This is a genomic window from Bacillus mesophilus, assembly GCF_011008845.1.
Lineage (GTDB): Bacteria > Bacillota > Bacilli > Bacillales > SA4 > Bacillus_BS > Bacillus_BS mesophilus.
In genome coordinates this window covers 128,870-143,134 of the sequence record NZ_JAAIWM010000003.1, presented here as the reverse complement: position 1 = coordinate 143,134, position 14,265 = coordinate 128,870, and the positions used below count along the sequence as shown (strand labels likewise).

The 14,265-nt window shown below is 37.5% G+C and carries 16 protein-coding genes; 14 read left to right on the top strand and 2 right to left on the bottom strand.

Going from position 1 to position 14,265, the window contains the following annotated elements; translation table 11 throughout:
• Positions 1-76 precede the first annotated feature (76 nt).
• Entirely contained in the window at positions 77-772 is a 696-nt protein-coding gene (locus G4D63_RS10690) for a DUF421 domain-containing protein (protein ID WP_239585941.1), read from the bottom strand.
• 160 nt (positions 773-932) lie between these two features.
• On the opposite strand from G4D63_RS10690, the gene G4D63_RS10685 reads away from it, so the two are divergent.
• The 6 genes from G4D63_RS10685 (at position 933) to G4D63_RS10660 (ending at position 6,194) form a co-directional block, all read left to right on the top strand.
• Positions 933-1,841: a haloalkane dehalogenase gene (locus G4D63_RS10685; RefSeq protein WP_163179638.1), complete on the top strand. Its 909-nt coding sequence runs from the start codon at positions 933-935 to the stop codon at positions 1,839-1,841.
• Between the two features lie 118 nt (positions 1,842-1,959).
• Positions 1,960-2,514: a TVP38/TMEM64 family protein gene (locus G4D63_RS10680; RefSeq protein ID WP_163179637.1), complete on the top strand. Its 555-nt coding sequence runs from the start codon at positions 1,960-1,962 to the stop codon at positions 2,512-2,514.
• 219 nt (positions 2,515-2,733) lie between these two features.
• On the top strand, positions 2,734-3,102 hold the full coding sequence (locus tag G4D63_RS10675) for an ArsR/SmtB family transcription factor (protein WP_163179636.1): 369 nt from the start codon (positions 2,734-2,736) through the stop codon (positions 3,100-3,102).
• A complete protein-coding gene (locus tag G4D63_RS10670; protein ID WP_163179635.1) occupies positions 3,095-5,224 on the top strand; it encodes a heavy metal translocating P-type ATPase in 2,130 nt (709 codons plus the stop codon). Before G4D63_RS10675 ends, G4D63_RS10670 begins: the two co-directional genes overlap by 8 nt.
• A gap of 318 nt (positions 5,225-5,542) precedes the next feature.
• Complete coding sequence (locus G4D63_RS10665; RefSeq protein ID WP_163179634.1) at positions 5,543-5,743, top strand: cold-shock protein; 201 nt, start codon at positions 5,543-5,545, stop codon at positions 5,741-5,743.
• A 193-nt stretch (positions 5,744-5,936) separates the two neighbouring features.
• Positions 5,937-6,194 (top strand): YciI family protein, encoded by a 258-nt coding sequence (locus tag G4D63_RS10660; RefSeq protein WP_163179633.1) that lies wholly within the window; start codon positions 5,937-5,939, stop codon positions 6,192-6,194.
• Positions 6,195-6,421: 227 nt separating this feature from the next.
• Here the strand turns inward: G4D63_RS10660 and G4D63_RS10655 are convergent, their stop codons facing one another.
• Positions 6,422-6,955 (bottom strand): YceI family protein, encoded by a 534-nt coding sequence (locus G4D63_RS10655; protein WP_163179632.1) that lies wholly within the window; start codon positions 6,953-6,955, stop codon positions 6,422-6,424.
• Positions 6,956-7,212: 257 nt separating this feature from the next.
• On the opposite strand from G4D63_RS10655, the gene G4D63_RS10650 reads away from it, so the two are divergent.
• From G4D63_RS10650 to G4D63_RS10615, 8 genes are all read left to right on the top strand, one after another.
• Positions 7,213-7,404 carry a hypothetical protein gene (locus G4D63_RS10650; RefSeq protein ID WP_163179631.1) on the top strand — a complete coding sequence of 64 codons (192 nt, stop codon included), beginning with the start codon at positions 7,213-7,215 and terminating at the stop codon, positions 7,402-7,404.
• Between the two features lie 117 nt (positions 7,405-7,521).
• Positions 7,522-8,688, top strand: a complete 1,167-nt coding sequence (locus G4D63_RS10645; RefSeq protein ID WP_163179630.1) for a M20 family metallopeptidase — start codon at positions 7,522-7,524, stop codon at positions 8,686-8,688.
• A 199-nt stretch (positions 8,689-8,887) separates the two neighbouring features.
• Entirely contained in the window at positions 8,888-9,517 is a 630-nt protein-coding gene (locus tag G4D63_RS10640; protein ID WP_163179629.1) for a protein kinase domain-containing protein, read from the top strand.
• Positions 9,518-9,585: 68 nt separating this feature from the next.
• The gene (locus G4D63_RS10635; protein WP_239585940.1) at positions 9,586-9,912 is read left to right on the top strand and encodes a DUF2680 domain-containing protein; all 327 of its coding nucleotides are present in this window, start codon (positions 9,586-9,588) and stop codon (positions 9,910-9,912) included.
• A 180-nt stretch (positions 9,913-10,092) separates the two neighbouring features.
• Positions 10,093-10,845, top strand: coding sequence for a DeoR/GlpR family DNA-binding transcription regulator (locus G4D63_RS10630; RefSeq protein ID WP_163179628.1), 753 nt, complete (start codon positions 10,093-10,095; stop codon positions 10,843-10,845).
• Positions 10,842-11,753: a 1-phosphofructokinase gene (gene pfkB / locus G4D63_RS10625; protein WP_163179627.1), complete on the top strand. Its 912-nt coding sequence runs from the start codon at positions 10,842-10,844 to the stop codon at positions 11,751-11,753. Before G4D63_RS10630 ends, pfkB begins: the two co-directional genes overlap by 4 nt.
• A gap of 12 nt (positions 11,754-11,765) precedes the next feature.
• Positions 11,766-13,631, top strand: coding sequence for a PTS fructose transporter subunit IIABC (locus tag G4D63_RS10620; protein WP_163179626.1), 1,866 nt, complete (start codon positions 11,766-11,768; stop codon positions 13,629-13,631).
• Positions 13,632-13,668: 37 nt separating this feature from the next.
• Complete coding sequence (locus G4D63_RS10615) at positions 13,669-13,935, top strand: phosphocarrier protein HPr (RefSeq protein ID WP_163179625.1); 267 nt, start codon at positions 13,669-13,671, stop codon at positions 13,933-13,935.
• The last annotated feature ends 330 nt before the right edge of the window (positions 13,936-14,265 follow it).

Sequence of the window (14,265 nt, the reverse complement as noted above, 5' to 3'; positions counted from 1 at the left end):
CATTGTTTAGTAAGCCTAAATAGCTCAAAAAAGCCCAATCCCTTTAAGTAACGGGAACTTGGACTTTTTGTTCATTCTAACTAGATTTCTTCTTATATCCCAAAACATATAGAGGTTGATTTTGATCCTTCCATTCGGCATAGAGTACATCTACTACGCGATGAAAGCTTTGTTTGGATAATTGCTTTTCTAGCCATTTCAGGTCTTTATTAAGTTCTACTAAGTTCTCTTCTACCACCTCACCATCCAGGACTAATGCAATTGGTAATTGAGGATCCTTTAGAGGTAATTTTAAGTCACTCATTTTGGGCGTGTCATACTTTGCCTTGGGAAGGACACTAACCATTCCATTCGTTTCTAAAATAGCATATTCTACCTCAGAAATAGAAAAATAGCCTTGCTGTCTGATCAAGCTCATCATCTGATTTAAATCTAACTTTCCCTTCTTAAGAGCCTCATATTGAATATGTCCCTTGTTTATAACAATATTCGGATCCCCTTCTAAAATCTTTCTAGTTCTTCGATATTTTTGCGTGATTTTTTCAACAACAAATATCAGTGAGCCCCACAATATTGTAGTAAAGAAGATCTCTCCTATTTTCACTTCATGGTCATAGATGGCATTTCCCAGTAATTCACCGAGTATGAGTGCAGAGATAAAATCAAACGGGGTAATTTGAGCAAATTGTGTTTTTCCAAGTAGCTTTGTAATCGTAAATAATAAGAAAAAGCCAATCAATAATTCCGTAGCAATCATGAAATAATGATTCAAATTAGACACCTACTTTACTAACATTATCAACATTATTGACACTAACCATGGTTATACATACTTGTTATAGAAGGTAGACTTCTATATTTAAATAAAAGGAATGAAAGTACAAGCTGTAGAATACTTGATAAATAAGCACTATTAAAAAGGAGTGAATGACATGAACATGATTAGAACGCCTGAGGAGCAATTTAAAGACATAACGGACTACCCTTACAAACCTAATTACATAAACATCAATGGAGCAAGAGTCCATTACATTGATGAAGGAGAAGGTGAGATTTTTCTTTGTTTGCATGGAGAACCAACTTGGTCTTATTTATATAGGAAAATGGTTCCTACGTTAGCGGAAAACCACAGAGTCATTGCATTAGATTTCATCGGTTTTGGAAAATCGGATAAATATTCAGATAAGGCAGATTACAGTTTTCAGATGCACGTAGATACACTAAAGGAGTTTATCGTTCAGCTTAACTTAGAGAAGATTACCTTTGTTGTCCAAGATTGGGGTGGACTCATCGGTCTTAGGACTGCAGCAGAAATGGAAGAGAGAGTCGCTAGGTTAGTAATTATGAATACAGGGCTGCCAACAGGAGATATTCCTCCGACTCGAGGTTTTTTAGCATGGAGAGCATACGCTGAACGAACCGAGGATTTACCGATTGGTTCTCTGATTCAAAAAAGTATGGCAAGTCCTGATTCTATAACGCCAGAAGTGATTGCAGCATATGAAGCACCATTTCCAGATGTATCATATAAGGCGGGGGCTGCTATGTTTCCATTATTAGTTCCTATGAAAGAAGATGATCCCGGTGCTGCAGAATTAAGAGCAGCGAGAGAGGTCTATTCCACATGGGAAAAGCCGACACTAGTCATGTTTTCAGATAAAGATCCAATTACTAGAGGTGGAGATCGATTCTTTAGAAAGCTGATTCCGTCTTCACAGAATGAACCTGAAATTACAATTGAAAACGCGGGACATTTCCTTCAGGAGGAAAAAGGAGAAGAAATAGCTCAGCATATTGTTGAGTTCGTTAAACGTAATCCATTAAAAGAGGAAGTCATTTAGTATAATCAAATAGGAGTGTCATAAAGGGTTACACCCTTTATGACACTTTTTTACTTTGTTTAACTTCTATGCTAGCCATTATAATAGGAGGAGCTAGTCTAAGAAAGTGTGGTTTTTTATGACAGAATTCATTACGGAATTAATGAACGATTATGCTGAGATTTCTTATCTCATTAGTATTTTAGTAAATGTTCTAATTAGTCTATTTGCCTTTATCCCAAGCGTTTTTATTACTGCTGCTAATATATATGTTTTCGGCTTTTGGGAAGGATTAATTTTATCTCTTGTTGGAGAGGTATTGGGTAGTGTGATTTCTTTGATTCTATATAGAAAGGGAATAGAATTTCTCACAAGAGAAAAAGAAATCACTCACCCCATATATAAAAAACTTTTAACTACTACTGGAGTGGAAGCGTTTCTTCTTATTGTTTCATTACGGTTACTACCCTTCGTACCGTCAGGTTTAGTAAATATTGGAGCTTCTTTTAGTAAGGTATCGGTAACTACATTCGGAATCGCAACTCTGATTGGGAAAATTCCTGCTGTCTTAATAGAGGCTATGGCGGTAAGTCAATATATGAAATGGCAAGGGGAAGAAAAGGTTTACTTTACATTGGTGGCACTTATTTTGGTTTTGATTTATTTTTTGGTAAAAAGAAAAAGAGGTATATGATAAAATCAATAAATTCGAATACAAAAAACTGTAGATAGGATGTCTACAGTTCTTTTTGTATCCATGCCTCCAGGATTGTTATCAGTTATTGGTGTGGTATGAAGCTTATTACACAATCAATTTTAGGGGGAAATGCAAGTGAAATATTTTGACAATTCTCCTTACTACTGCATATACTAATATTCAAACGATTGTTTGATTGTTAGAGGAGATGATGTAATGGCAAAGGAAGATATTTGTGAGATTACCTGTTATGACAGCGATAAAGTTAACCGAGTAAAGCAGGAGTTAACTCACCAAAATACTAATGGTGTAGCCAAAATATATAAAGCGTTAGCAGATGATACTAGGATTAAAGTAGCATATGCTCTTTGCTTAGAAGAGGAACTTTGCGTTTGTGATGTAGCCAATATTATTGGAAGTACTACTGCTACCGCTTCCCATCATTTGCGTCTTTTAAGAAATATGGGATTAGCAAAGTATAGAAAAGAAGGAAAACTTGTCTTTTATTCTTTAGATGATGATCATGTAAGACAGTTAGTTAAAATTGCCTTCACTCATCAAAAGGAGGTGGCTTTACGTGACTGATAGTGTAAATCAAGGTGCTAGTAAAACAGTTTACCGCGTCCAGGGCTTTACCTGAGCAGGCTGCGCTACAAAGTTCGAAAAGAACGTTCAGCACCTGGATGGTGTTGTAAATGCAAATGTTAATTTTGGTGCCTCTAAGCTTACCGTCTTTGGTGAGACGACCATTGAGAACTTAGAGAAAGCAGGCGCCTTTGAAAATTTAAAGGTGATTCCTGAAAATGAAAGATTTAATGAGGTTCATGAACCATTTTATAAGAAGCACGCCAATGTGATTTTGTCAGCAGTATTCTTATTTATGGGCTGGCTATCTGGTTATTTATATGGAGAAGAGAGTCTGACTTCAATTCTCGCCTATGTAGCCTCGATTATCATCGGAGGTCATCGTCTCTTTGCGAATGGGTTAAAAAATTTAGTTCGCATTCAGTTTGATATGAGAACATTAATGACGATTGCGATTATTGGCGCTGCCTTTATTGGTGAATGGGGTGAAGGCGCAATGGTGGTCATTTTATTTGCAATCAGTGAAGCGTTAGAATCCTATTCGATGGATAAAGCTCGTCAATCGATACGTTCATTGATGGATATTGCTCCAAAAGAAGCCTTGATTCGAAGAGGAAATCAGGAAATGAAGATTTCAGTAGATGAAATTTTAATCAATGACGTACTCATCGTTAAACCTGGTCAAAAAATTGCTATGGATGGAATTGTATTAAAAGGAACCTCAGCCGTTAATCAGGCGACCATTACAGGCGAATCAGTCCCTGTAACAAAAGAAGTGGAAGATGAAGTGTTTGCAGGTACGTTAAACGAAGAGGGAATACTTGAGATTCTTGTAACGAAAAAAGTGGAAGATACAACCATAGCAAAAATCATCCACCTTGTTGAAGAGGCGCAGGCAGAGCGTGCCCCATCACAAGCCTTTGTAGATGTTTTCGCTAAGTATTATACACCGTTTATTATCTTAATCGCAGCTGGAATCGCCATTGTTCCACCACTTTTCTTTGGTGGAGATTGGAATACATGGGTGTATCAAGGTCTAGCAGCATTAGTAGTTGGCTGTCCATGCGCTTTAGTTATTTCCACACCTGTCTCGATTGTAACGGCTATAGGCAGTGCTGCTAAAAACGGAGTATTAATCAAGGGTGGTATTCACCTAGAAGAGACTGGTGCAATTAAGGCTATTGCTTTTGATAAAACAGGAACCTTAACAAAGGGAAAGCCAAAGGTAACTGATTTTATTAACCTAACAGATCAAAATACGAAAGAATCACTAAAAATTATAGCATCATTAGAGAATCTATCTCAGCATCCATTAGCAGCAGCTATTATGAAAAAAGCTGAGGAAGAGAAGGTGGATTATCAGAATCTTCAGGTGGAGGATTTTTCATCTGTTACTGGAAAGGGTCTACTGGGAAAGGTAAACGGAGTAGAGTATTATGTTGGTAATCCAGATTATATTGGTTCTATTACTGAGCTTGATGATCATAAGAAGCGAAGTATTAAAGACCTACAACTATCGGGTAAAACAGTAATTGTTGCGGCAACAAAAGAGCAGGTTATATCAATAATCGCAATTGCAGATGAGGTAAGAGAAACTAGTAAGGCTGTTATTGAAAAGCTTCACGCAATAGGAATTGAAAAAACGGTTATGTTAACGGGTGACAACCAAGGAACTGCCAAGGCAATTGGTGAACAGGTAGGCGTTACTGACATTAAAGCGGAGCTAATGCCTCAGGATAAGCTAGATTATATTAAAGAGCTAAGAAAAGAATATAAAAAAGTAGCCATGGTAGGTGATGGTGTCAACGACGCACCTGCATTAGCTGCCTCAAGTATTGGAATTGCAATGGGGGGGGCAGGGACTGATACCGCATTAGAGACGGCAGATATTGCTCTAATGGGAGATGATCTTCGTAAGCTTCCATTTACAATTAAATTAAGCCGGAAAGCTTTAACCATCATTAAACAAAACATTACTTTCTCACTTGGAATAAAACTAATAGCACTTTTATTAGTCATTCCAGGTTGGTTAACACTATGGATAGCGATCTTTGCTGATATGGGTGCAACCTTACTCGTAACATTGAATGGTTTACGATTATTAAGAGTCAAAGATGAATAAAGAACTAAGAAATAGCCAGCTGGTAGCTGGCTATTTCTCATTCTTCAATTTGTTTAATTTCATCTTTCATGGAAGTTGTCATGTCACGAAGAATATCATCTAAGTCGTCATCACCTAAGTTGGAAAAATGCAATGGTGATGCCCTTCCCTAAATTATAATTAGGTAAAGGAGTAGGAATTATTAACCTAATAAAACCCTTATAATCCAGATAAAATTTTGTGATTATAAATTTTTTCGTTTAAAAAAGAATTTCTGGGACATAATAAGACTGCAACATTATATTATGTAATTTTTACATAAACTTAGGAGGCAACAAAATGGAACGCGGTAAAGTAAAATGGTTTAACAGTGAAAAAGGTTTTGGATTTATCGAGAGAGACGGTGGGGAAGATGTATTTGTTCACTTCTCAGCAATTCAAGGTGAAGGGTATAAGTCGTTAGATGAAGGGCAAGAAGTTGAGTTTGAAATCGAAAACGGTCAACGTGGCCCGCAAGCGACTAACGTTCGTAAAGCATAATACACCCATACACGAAAACAGACTCTGTAACAGAGTCTGTTTTTTTATTTCAGTAAAAATTGTAGTTTTTGAAATGCAGGATAGTGGAGCGCAATGAAACGAATACGGCCCCCAAAAAACAACATTTATTTAAATAAAAGATTGTCCCTAGGTGAGCTCTCCATTAAAATATAGCTAAAAGGAGTTGACATATTTGTCTTATTTCGCAGCAATTTTACATATGGAAAAACCTGAGTTAAATGCACAATTCCGTGACCAACATTTAGACTTTTTAGCAAGTTTAGATGAAGCTGGAAAAATATTTGCTAGAGGACCATTCGTTGATGGTTCGGGTGGAATGGTTATTTATATTGCGGATTCATTAGAAGAAGCTAAAGAACTAGCTGAGAAGGATCCATACATTGTTGAAGGTGTAAGAAGGTTAGAATTACACGAATGGAATAAATTTTAATAATAAAAAACTCTTCAAGGGATTCCCTTGAAGAGTTTTTATTTAAAGTTAAGAAAGTATATGATTTTAGTGTTGTCTTAAAACGATTTTTTGTAGTAATCCAGCTCCAGCGCCCAGCCCCTCGAGGTCAAATAACCCTTGAAGAGTAAAAGGGAAAGATCACCCTTTTTCTCTTCAAGGAACATTTGCTTGTCGGGGCTAAACGAGGCACTTGCGCCTTTTGTTCTTTATGCTTCTTTTGAAGCTTGAATTTCAAGTGATACTTTAATTTGATCTCCAATTAATACTCCACCAGTTTCAAGTGCTGCGTTATATACTAAACCATAATCGCCACGATTTAATTTTCCAGTTGCACTGAAACCAACTTTTTCGTTACCCCATGGATCTAAACCTGAACCTTCATACACCACTTTAAACGTTTCTTGACGAGTTACACCGTGTAAAGTTAAATCACCTGTAACATTGTACTCATCTTCATCTGTCTTCTCAACTGAAGTCGATTTAAAAGTCATCGTTGGGAATTGTTCAACATCAAAGAAGTCTGCAGAGCGTAAGTGGTTGTCACGGTCTTCGTTACGAGTGTCAACACTCGCAAGGTCTACTGAAAAATCGATTGAAGCAGTCGTTAAATCCTTTGGATCCGCTTCAATAGAAGCGCTATAGCTGTTGAAAGAACCCTTTACTGAAGAAATAACCATATGTCTTACCGAAAAATCAATTCCGCTGTGTGCCGTATCTACTGCCCATTTTGTTTTAGTCATAAATAATCCCTCGCCTTTTTAATTATTATTTTTAGTTAATATATCTCTAATTAAAGATATATGAATCTGAGATAAATTATAAAACAGAAAAAACCATACGTCAATGATTAAGTTTCGATAATTTTATGGAGATAGGTTATATTGATAAAAAGAGAAGTTAAGGAGTTGATGTTAAAATTATATATTCACAACCTTATATTAAAATTGACCGTAAAATCATTAGACTTGAACAAAAGCAAATTAAGAGAATTGAATATATGGAGTTACATGAAGATAAAATTGTAACATCTGCTAACACTTTTCCACTTAAGAACGTTTTTGATGTTTCATATCGAGAGATGTCAGAAGAATATGGGTGTTTATATTTGCATACGAGTCAAGGAGTGTTTCCTTACTATACGGAGAGTACACCTGCTGAATTTATTGATCACTTTCGAAATATGAGATAGTAACTTACCTTTAAGTTTAGTAACAAGACAGAGTTAATGTTTAGGAAGACAAGGACGAACAAATGGTATATCTTTTAGAGTAAGGGAAGAGAACATTGTATATAGGGGGAAATTGACATGAGAGAAAGAGTACTAACAACCATTGATGAGTTACAAAAAGATTTTTATGAAATTAGTGAGTACATAGGAAATAACCCTGAATTAGGTCATGAAGAAGTGAAGGCATGCAAAATACTATCTGAGAAGTTAGAAAAGCACGGTTTTTCTGTTTCTGTTGGCACCTGTGATTTACCAACAGCTTTCACAGCAGTGTTTGATAGTGGGAAACCAGGACCATCTGTTGGGTTTATGGCTGAATATGATGCACTACCAGGGCTTGGACATGCTTGTGGACATAACTTAATTGGCACAATGGCGGTAGCAGCTGGCATTGGATTGAGCTCTGTTTTAGCTGAAAGTGGCGGAAAGGTATATGTATATGGAACTCCTGCAGAAGAAACACGTGGTGGAAAGGTAACAATGGCAGAAGAGGGTGTGTTCAATCATCTTGATGTAGCAATGATGGTTCATCCATTAGATCATTATCAAAAAAGTGGATCGTCATTAGCCATGGATGCAATTCAGTTTGAGTTCTTTGGACGCTCTGCTCATGCGGCTGCTGCACCTTATGAAGGAATTAATGCATTAGATGCAGTGATTCAAACCTTTAATAGCATTAACGCATTGCGACAGCACGTAAAATCAGATGTAAGAATTCATGGAATTATACCTGAGGGTGGGAAGGCTGCCAATGTTGTTCCTGATTATGCGGTAGCACAGTTTTATGTTCGAGCATCAAGTCGCAGCTATGTAAATGAAGTGGCTGAAAAGGTAAAGGCCTGTGCTCAAGCGGCTGCTCTTGCAACAGGGGCCAGAGTAGAAATTTCAAACTATGAATTTTCTTATGATGATATGATCACAAATGAGCAGTTGTCTGACGTATTTACAGAAAACCTCGTTTTTCTAGGTGTGAATGAATCGGATATTGTTGTTACTAACAGTGATTCCGGCTCACTTGATATGGGGAATGTAAGCTATGCTGTACCGTCTATTCACCCATACATTCAGATCACTACTGAGCGAGCAGCATGTCATACACCGGAGTTTCAACAAGCAGCAATGAGTGACATGGGTAAAGAAGGTATGATTTTAGGAGCAAAGACAATGGCACTAACAGGGCTGGATATTATGACTAAGCCAGAAGTATTGGAAAAGATAAAAGCAGAATTTAATAGTAGAAAATAATACTTAAAAGGGAAGAATTGATGTATTCTTCTTTTTTATTGAAAAGTTACTATTAGCAGCATGCTTAGTTAGAGGTAAAAAAGAATACAATGGTTTGTGACGAGGTAACTTTTCTAGCAATCGTTAGATCTAGTGCCTTTTTCTTTTGCTTTATCATATAATGAAAGAGAATGAGTTGACACAATGCTGGAGGAAAACGATGAAATCTTTTGATGAGCTTGCTGCTAGTGTCATGTTTACTCAAGTAAAGGGTATGACAAAGCTAATCAAGTATGATCCAAGCTTGGACTTTATTGGTGAAGGGAGAAGTGCCGTCGTGTTTCGGATTCAATCATCCGATTATGCGTTAAAGGTGTTTTTTCCTAATCAGGAACAAACGGCAATTGAAGAGGCCGAAATCTATCAGCAACTACAAACCATTTCTTATTTTCCTACCATATATGGATCTGGTCATAATTATATAGTTATTGATTATATTGAAGGAATCACATTATTTGATTGCTTACGAAGCGGTATTAGAATTAGTCCGGAGCATATCCAGGAGGCTGATCACGCTTTGGCGGCTGCTCGTGAATCTGGTTTAAATCCTTCAGATATCCATCTAAAGAATATTATGATTACTAAAACTGGTGAGATTAAACTAATCGATGTTGCTAGATTTAGGCAAATAAAGAACTGTAGTCAATGGGACGATATAAAGTTAGCCTATTTTAGATTTTATAAACGCATCTATTCTCCAAAAGGGATTCCGGACTACTTTTTAAATATGATTTCAAATCTATACAAAAAGCCAGTTGTGCAAAAATGGTTTGCTCATTTTTATCACTAGACCTTTTTTGAATAGTAATCTGTTTACTATTAAATACTATATTTGTATTTAATTTAAGGAGGTAGGCTATGAAAGGTGCTTTAACTGCTTTATCAATCCTTTGTATGGTGTTTAGTTTTTCGATTAATCCTGTATTAGCAGAAACCCAAACAGTGACTAAGGACCAGCCAAAGGTTGAATTAACAGATGAGCAAAAGGAAGAGCTTAAGGAACTGTATGAGGAAATGTTGGAAAGTAAGAAGGAAATTATTAAAAAATACATAGAATTTGGTGTACTTACCGAGGAAAAAGGGTCGAAAATTTTAGAGAAAATGGAAAGTCGTTTGAAGGAGCTTGAGGAAAATAACTATGTTCCAAATTGGGACAAACATCACCACCACCATCATAAAGATTGATTATAGTTAGGCTGTCCAATTTAAATTGGACAGCCTATTTCTGTTTATGTCCAATTAACCACTGGTTGGTTTTGGTTGATTCACGAATTATTTTGACTGTTTTTGATAGTTATTGATTGAAAAATGAAAGGGCTTACGCTATTATATAAACATTAGAATGTTACAGGAGGTGGGAGACAATTGCTGACTGCTGAAAGATATCGAATCATTTTAGAAATGATCGCAGAAAGAGAAGTCGTTAAGCTGCATGAACTTGTTGAAGCAACACAATCATCTGAATCCACCATTCGTCGTGATTTGAGTCAGCTTGAGCTTAATCATAAATTAAAGCGTGTTCACGGAGGGGCAGCCCTTCTCCACCAAAAAGGTGAAGAGCTGAGCATTACAGAGAAGTCAACCAAGAACCTTAGTGAAAAAGAAGAAATCGGAAAATTTGCTGCTGGTTTAATCCGAAATGGAGACTGTATCTATCTTGATGCAGGCACTACTGTCTTTCAAATGATTCGTTTTATCCAAGCAAAGGATATAAAGGTTGTGACGAACGGACTCACCCATTTAGAAGCTTTGCTTGAGCAAAATATCGATACGTTTCTGATCGGCGGACATATTAAACAAAAGACAAGAGCTCTTATAGGTTCAGGTGCCTTTCAGGCTCTTAAACAGTTTCGGTTTGATAAAACTTTTATAGGTGTAAATGGAATTCATCCACAATTCGGCTATACAACACCAGATCCTGAGGAAGCTTTAATAAAAAGCAAAGCTCTTCAATTAGGTCAGGAGGCTTACGTCTTAGCCGATCATACGAAATTTCATGAAGTTACATTTGCAAAGGTTGCTGACATAAATGAGGCATGTATTATAACAAATGTGATAGAAAGTGAGATTCTTGCAGAGTATAAAGAAAAAACGAGAATTGAGGTTGTATCACTATGATTTACACTTGTACCCTAAACCCTTCGATTGATTATTTAGTAGAGGTGGAAAACCTATCCTTAGGCTCGCTTAACAGGACGAACAAAACATTCTTTTATCCAGGTGGAAAGGGAATAAATGTGTCACGGGTCTTAAGAAGGCTAGGGGTTGATAATCAGGCATTAGGTTTTATCGGAGGTTTTACCGGTGGTTTTATAAAGGATTTTCTTGAGCGTGAAGGAATCTCGCATCAATTTATAGAGCATGATGAACCAACACGAATCAATATAAAGTTAAAAGAAGCTCAGGAGACGGAAATAAATGGAAGCGGTTCCTTTATTAATGGGTCTCAAAAGGAAGAACTTTATAAGTTAGTCGAAGGGTTAACAAGTAGTGATTACTTTGTGTTAGCTGGAAGCTATCCACCCTCCATCTCGCTAGATTATTATAAGTCACTTGCTTCGTTGTGCCAGGAAAAAGGAATCCCATTTATTGTTGATGTATCAGGGCCTCCCCTTAAAGAGGTGTTACAGTATCGACCATTAGTAATCAAGCCTAATCAGCATGAATTATCTGAGCTGGTTGGTAAGGAAATATCCTCAAAGGAAGAAGCGATTACTTTTGGAAGGCAATTATTAGCTAACGGTCCTCAAAATATCATTATTTCAATGGGTGGTGAGGGAGCAGTTTTAGTCAATGATGAGGTGACTTTAGTGGCATCGGTTCCAAAGGGAACTGTTAAAAACTCAGTTGGAGCAGGTGATTCAACAGTTGCTGGTTTCTTAGCCTCCCTTGTTCAAGGGGGAACGATCGCAGAAGCCTTTCAGCATGGAGTAGCCTCTGGAACAGCTACTGCCTTCTCAACAGATCTTTGTACGGAAGAAGATGTAAGAAATATACTATCGCAAGTAAAAATAAAAACATTATAAGGAGGAAAGAGCATGAGAATTACTGAGCTGTTAAAAAGAGATACGATTATTTTAGATTTAAAAGCAAAATCTAAACAAGCAGTTATTGAAGAGTTAGTTGATGTACTCTCATCAGCAGGAAGATTAGATGACCGCAGGAAATTTACAGAAGCAATTTTAGCTAGAGAAGCCCAAAGCACTACTGGAATTGGTGAAGGTATTGCCATTCCACATGCTAAGACAAATGCAGTTAAGGTGCCTGCAATTGCTTTTGGACGTTCTACTGAGGGAGTTGACTATCAGGCACTTGATGGTCAGCCGAGTCATCTATTCTTCATGATTGCAGCTAGTGAGGGAGCGAATAACGAGCATCTTGAGACTTTATCAAGATTATCCTCATATTTGATGGACCCAGCATTTAGGCAAAGAATTGAATCAGCCAAAACAAAAGACGAAGTCATTCAGGCGATTGATGACAAAGAACAGGCTGAGACGGTTGATGAGCAACCAATTTCAACTAACTCCAAGTTAGTGTTAGCTGTCACTGCGTGTCCAACGGGTATCGCACATACTTACATGGCAGCAGATTCGCTTAAAGCTAAAGCGAAAGAACTAGGGATTGATATCAAAGTTCAAACAAATGGTTCTAGTGGAGTGAAGAATAAATTAACTCCAGAGGAAATTGAAAAAGCAGCTGCGATTATTGTAGCGGCAGATACGAAGGTTGATATGGCTCCGTTTAAAGGGAAGCCAGTGATTGAAGTGCCAGTGGCCCAGGCAATTAGACAGCCAAAGGAATTAATTGATCGCGCAGTAAGTGGATCAGCCCCTATTTTCCATGGTACTGGGGAAGGTGACGAACGTTCTGCTGGTGGACGTTCCGAGCGAACTGGCTTTTATAAGCATCTCATGAATGGTGTATCTAACATGCTTCCGTTTGTTGTTGGTGGTGGGATTTTAATTGCGATCTCATTCCTATTTGGAATTGAAGCATTTGATCCGGAGCATCCTTCTTACCACCCTATTGCCGAAGCTTTAATGACAATCGGTGGTGGAAATGCATTTGGATTAATGATTCCGGTTTTAGCTGGTTTTATCGCAATGAGCATAGCGGATCGTCCTGGATTTGCGCCTGGTATGGTTGGAGGCTTCATGGCAGCAACTGGTGGAGCAGGATTTTTAGGAGGACTTATTGCAGGATTTTTAGCTGGTTATATTGTTTTATTCTTAAAGAAAATGTTATCAGGTCTTCCGCAATCACTTGAGGGAATTAAGCCAGTCCTTCTATTCCCACTGCTTGGTATTTTAATTACGGGATTACTGATGATGTATGTCGTCATTGAACCTGTAGTGGCATTAAATGCAGGGTTAACAGCATGGCTTGAGGGCTTAGGTAACGCTACAATTTTACTTGGTTTACTTCTTGGTGGTATGATGGCAGTAGATATGGGTGGTCCCATCAACAAAGCAGCCTTTACTTTTGGAATTGCTATGATCGATGCAGGTAATCTTGCTCCACATGCAGCAATCATGGCTGGTGGGATGGTACCTCCATTAGGCTTGGCTTTAGCTACAACTTTCTTCAAGAAAAAGTTTACGAAGGCAGAGCGTGAAGCAGGAAAAACAAACTATATTATGGGTGCATCCTTTATTACAGAAGGAGCGATTCCTTTTGCAGCGGCCGATCCAGGTCGAGTTATTCCTTCGATCGTTGTAGGCTCTGCCGTAGCAGGTGCACTAACAATGCTGTTTGGTATTGGTTTACCAGCTCCACACGGAGGGCTTTTCGTTATTCCAGTCGTAAACGGTAACCCATTCATGTACCTACTAGCTATTTTAATTGGTGCAGTTATAACTGCATTAATGGTAGGATTATGGAAGAAGGAAGTACAGCAATAGTCATTCAACAATCTTAGTAACTAAAGGAGAATGTTTAATGGTAGAAAAGGTTTTTACAATCACAAGCGATTCAGGTCTTCATGCACGTCCTGCTACAGTTTTAGTTCAAGCTGCTGGAAGATTTGATAGCGAAATTAACCTTGAGTATAAAGGTCGTTCCGTAAATTTAAAGTCCATTATGGGTGTTATGTCTTTAGGGATCCCAAGTGGCAGTGAAATTAAAATTACTGCTGAAGGCAGCGATGCTGAAGCAGCGATAGAAGCTCTTACTGAAACATTAAGTAAAGAAGGATTAGGACAATAGAGAATAAATGAGAACGTATCCCGAATTTGGGATACGTTTTTTTTGAAGGATGAACGATTTGGAGGCAGTTACGCAATAATCCTGACAATTAAAACAAATATAGTAGAAACTTACGCAATTAATCTCAAGTTCACGCAATTATCCCCACTACTGCATACAATAGTTCTTAATCTCACGCAATTAGCTAATATGACAGTTGATTTTAACCAAGTTCTTATGGTACTAGGTATAAAAAACTTGTAAATAGCTTATAAATTCCCCCTTATGTAAAAAAAGTGATTGTCGATAACAAGTTTTTCCTATGAAGAGGTTATTGAATAAACCAAATTA

Coding starts and splice junctions, on each gene's coding strand:
- G4D63_RS10635 (WP_239585940.1), top strand. CDS start 9,586: ATGAAAGGTGCTTTAACTGCTTTATCAATCCTTTGTATGGTGTTTAGT.
- G4D63_RS10655 (WP_163179632.1), bottom strand. CDS start 6,955: ATGACTAAAACAAAATGGGCAGTAGATACGGCACACAGCGGAATTGAT.
- G4D63_RS10650 (WP_163179631.1), top strand. CDS start 7,213: ATGGAGTTACATGAAGATAAAATTGTAACATCTGCTAACACTTTTCCA.
- G4D63_RS10685 (WP_163179638.1), top strand. CDS start 933: ATGAACATGATTAGAACGCCTGAGGAGCAATTTAAAGACATAACGGAC.
- G4D63_RS10615 (WP_163179625.1), top strand. CDS start 13,669: ATGGTAGAAAAGGTTTTTACAATCACAAGCGATTCAGGTCTTCATGCA.
- pfkB (WP_163179627.1), top strand. CDS start 10,842: ATGATTTACACTTGTACCCTAAACCCTTCGATTGATTATTTAGTAGAG.
- G4D63_RS10665 (WP_163179634.1), top strand. CDS start 5,543: ATGGAACGCGGTAAAGTAAAATGGTTTAACAGTGAAAAAGGTTTTGGA.
- G4D63_RS10645 (WP_163179630.1), top strand. CDS start 7,522: ATGAGAGAAAGAGTACTAACAACCATTGATGAGTTACAAAAAGATTTT.
- G4D63_RS10620 (WP_163179626.1), top strand. CDS start 11,766: ATGAGAATTACTGAGCTGTTAAAAAGAGATACGATTATTTTAGATTTA.
- G4D63_RS10640 (WP_163179629.1), top strand. CDS start 8,888: ATGAAATCTTTTGATGAGCTTGCTGCTAGTGTCATGTTTACTCAAGTA.
- G4D63_RS10680 (WP_163179637.1), top strand. CDS start 1,960: ATGACAGAATTCATTACGGAATTAATGAACGATTATGCTGAGATTTCT.
- G4D63_RS10675 (WP_163179636.1), top strand. CDS start 2,734: ATGGCAAAGGAAGATATTTGTGAGATTACCTGTTATGACAGCGATAAA.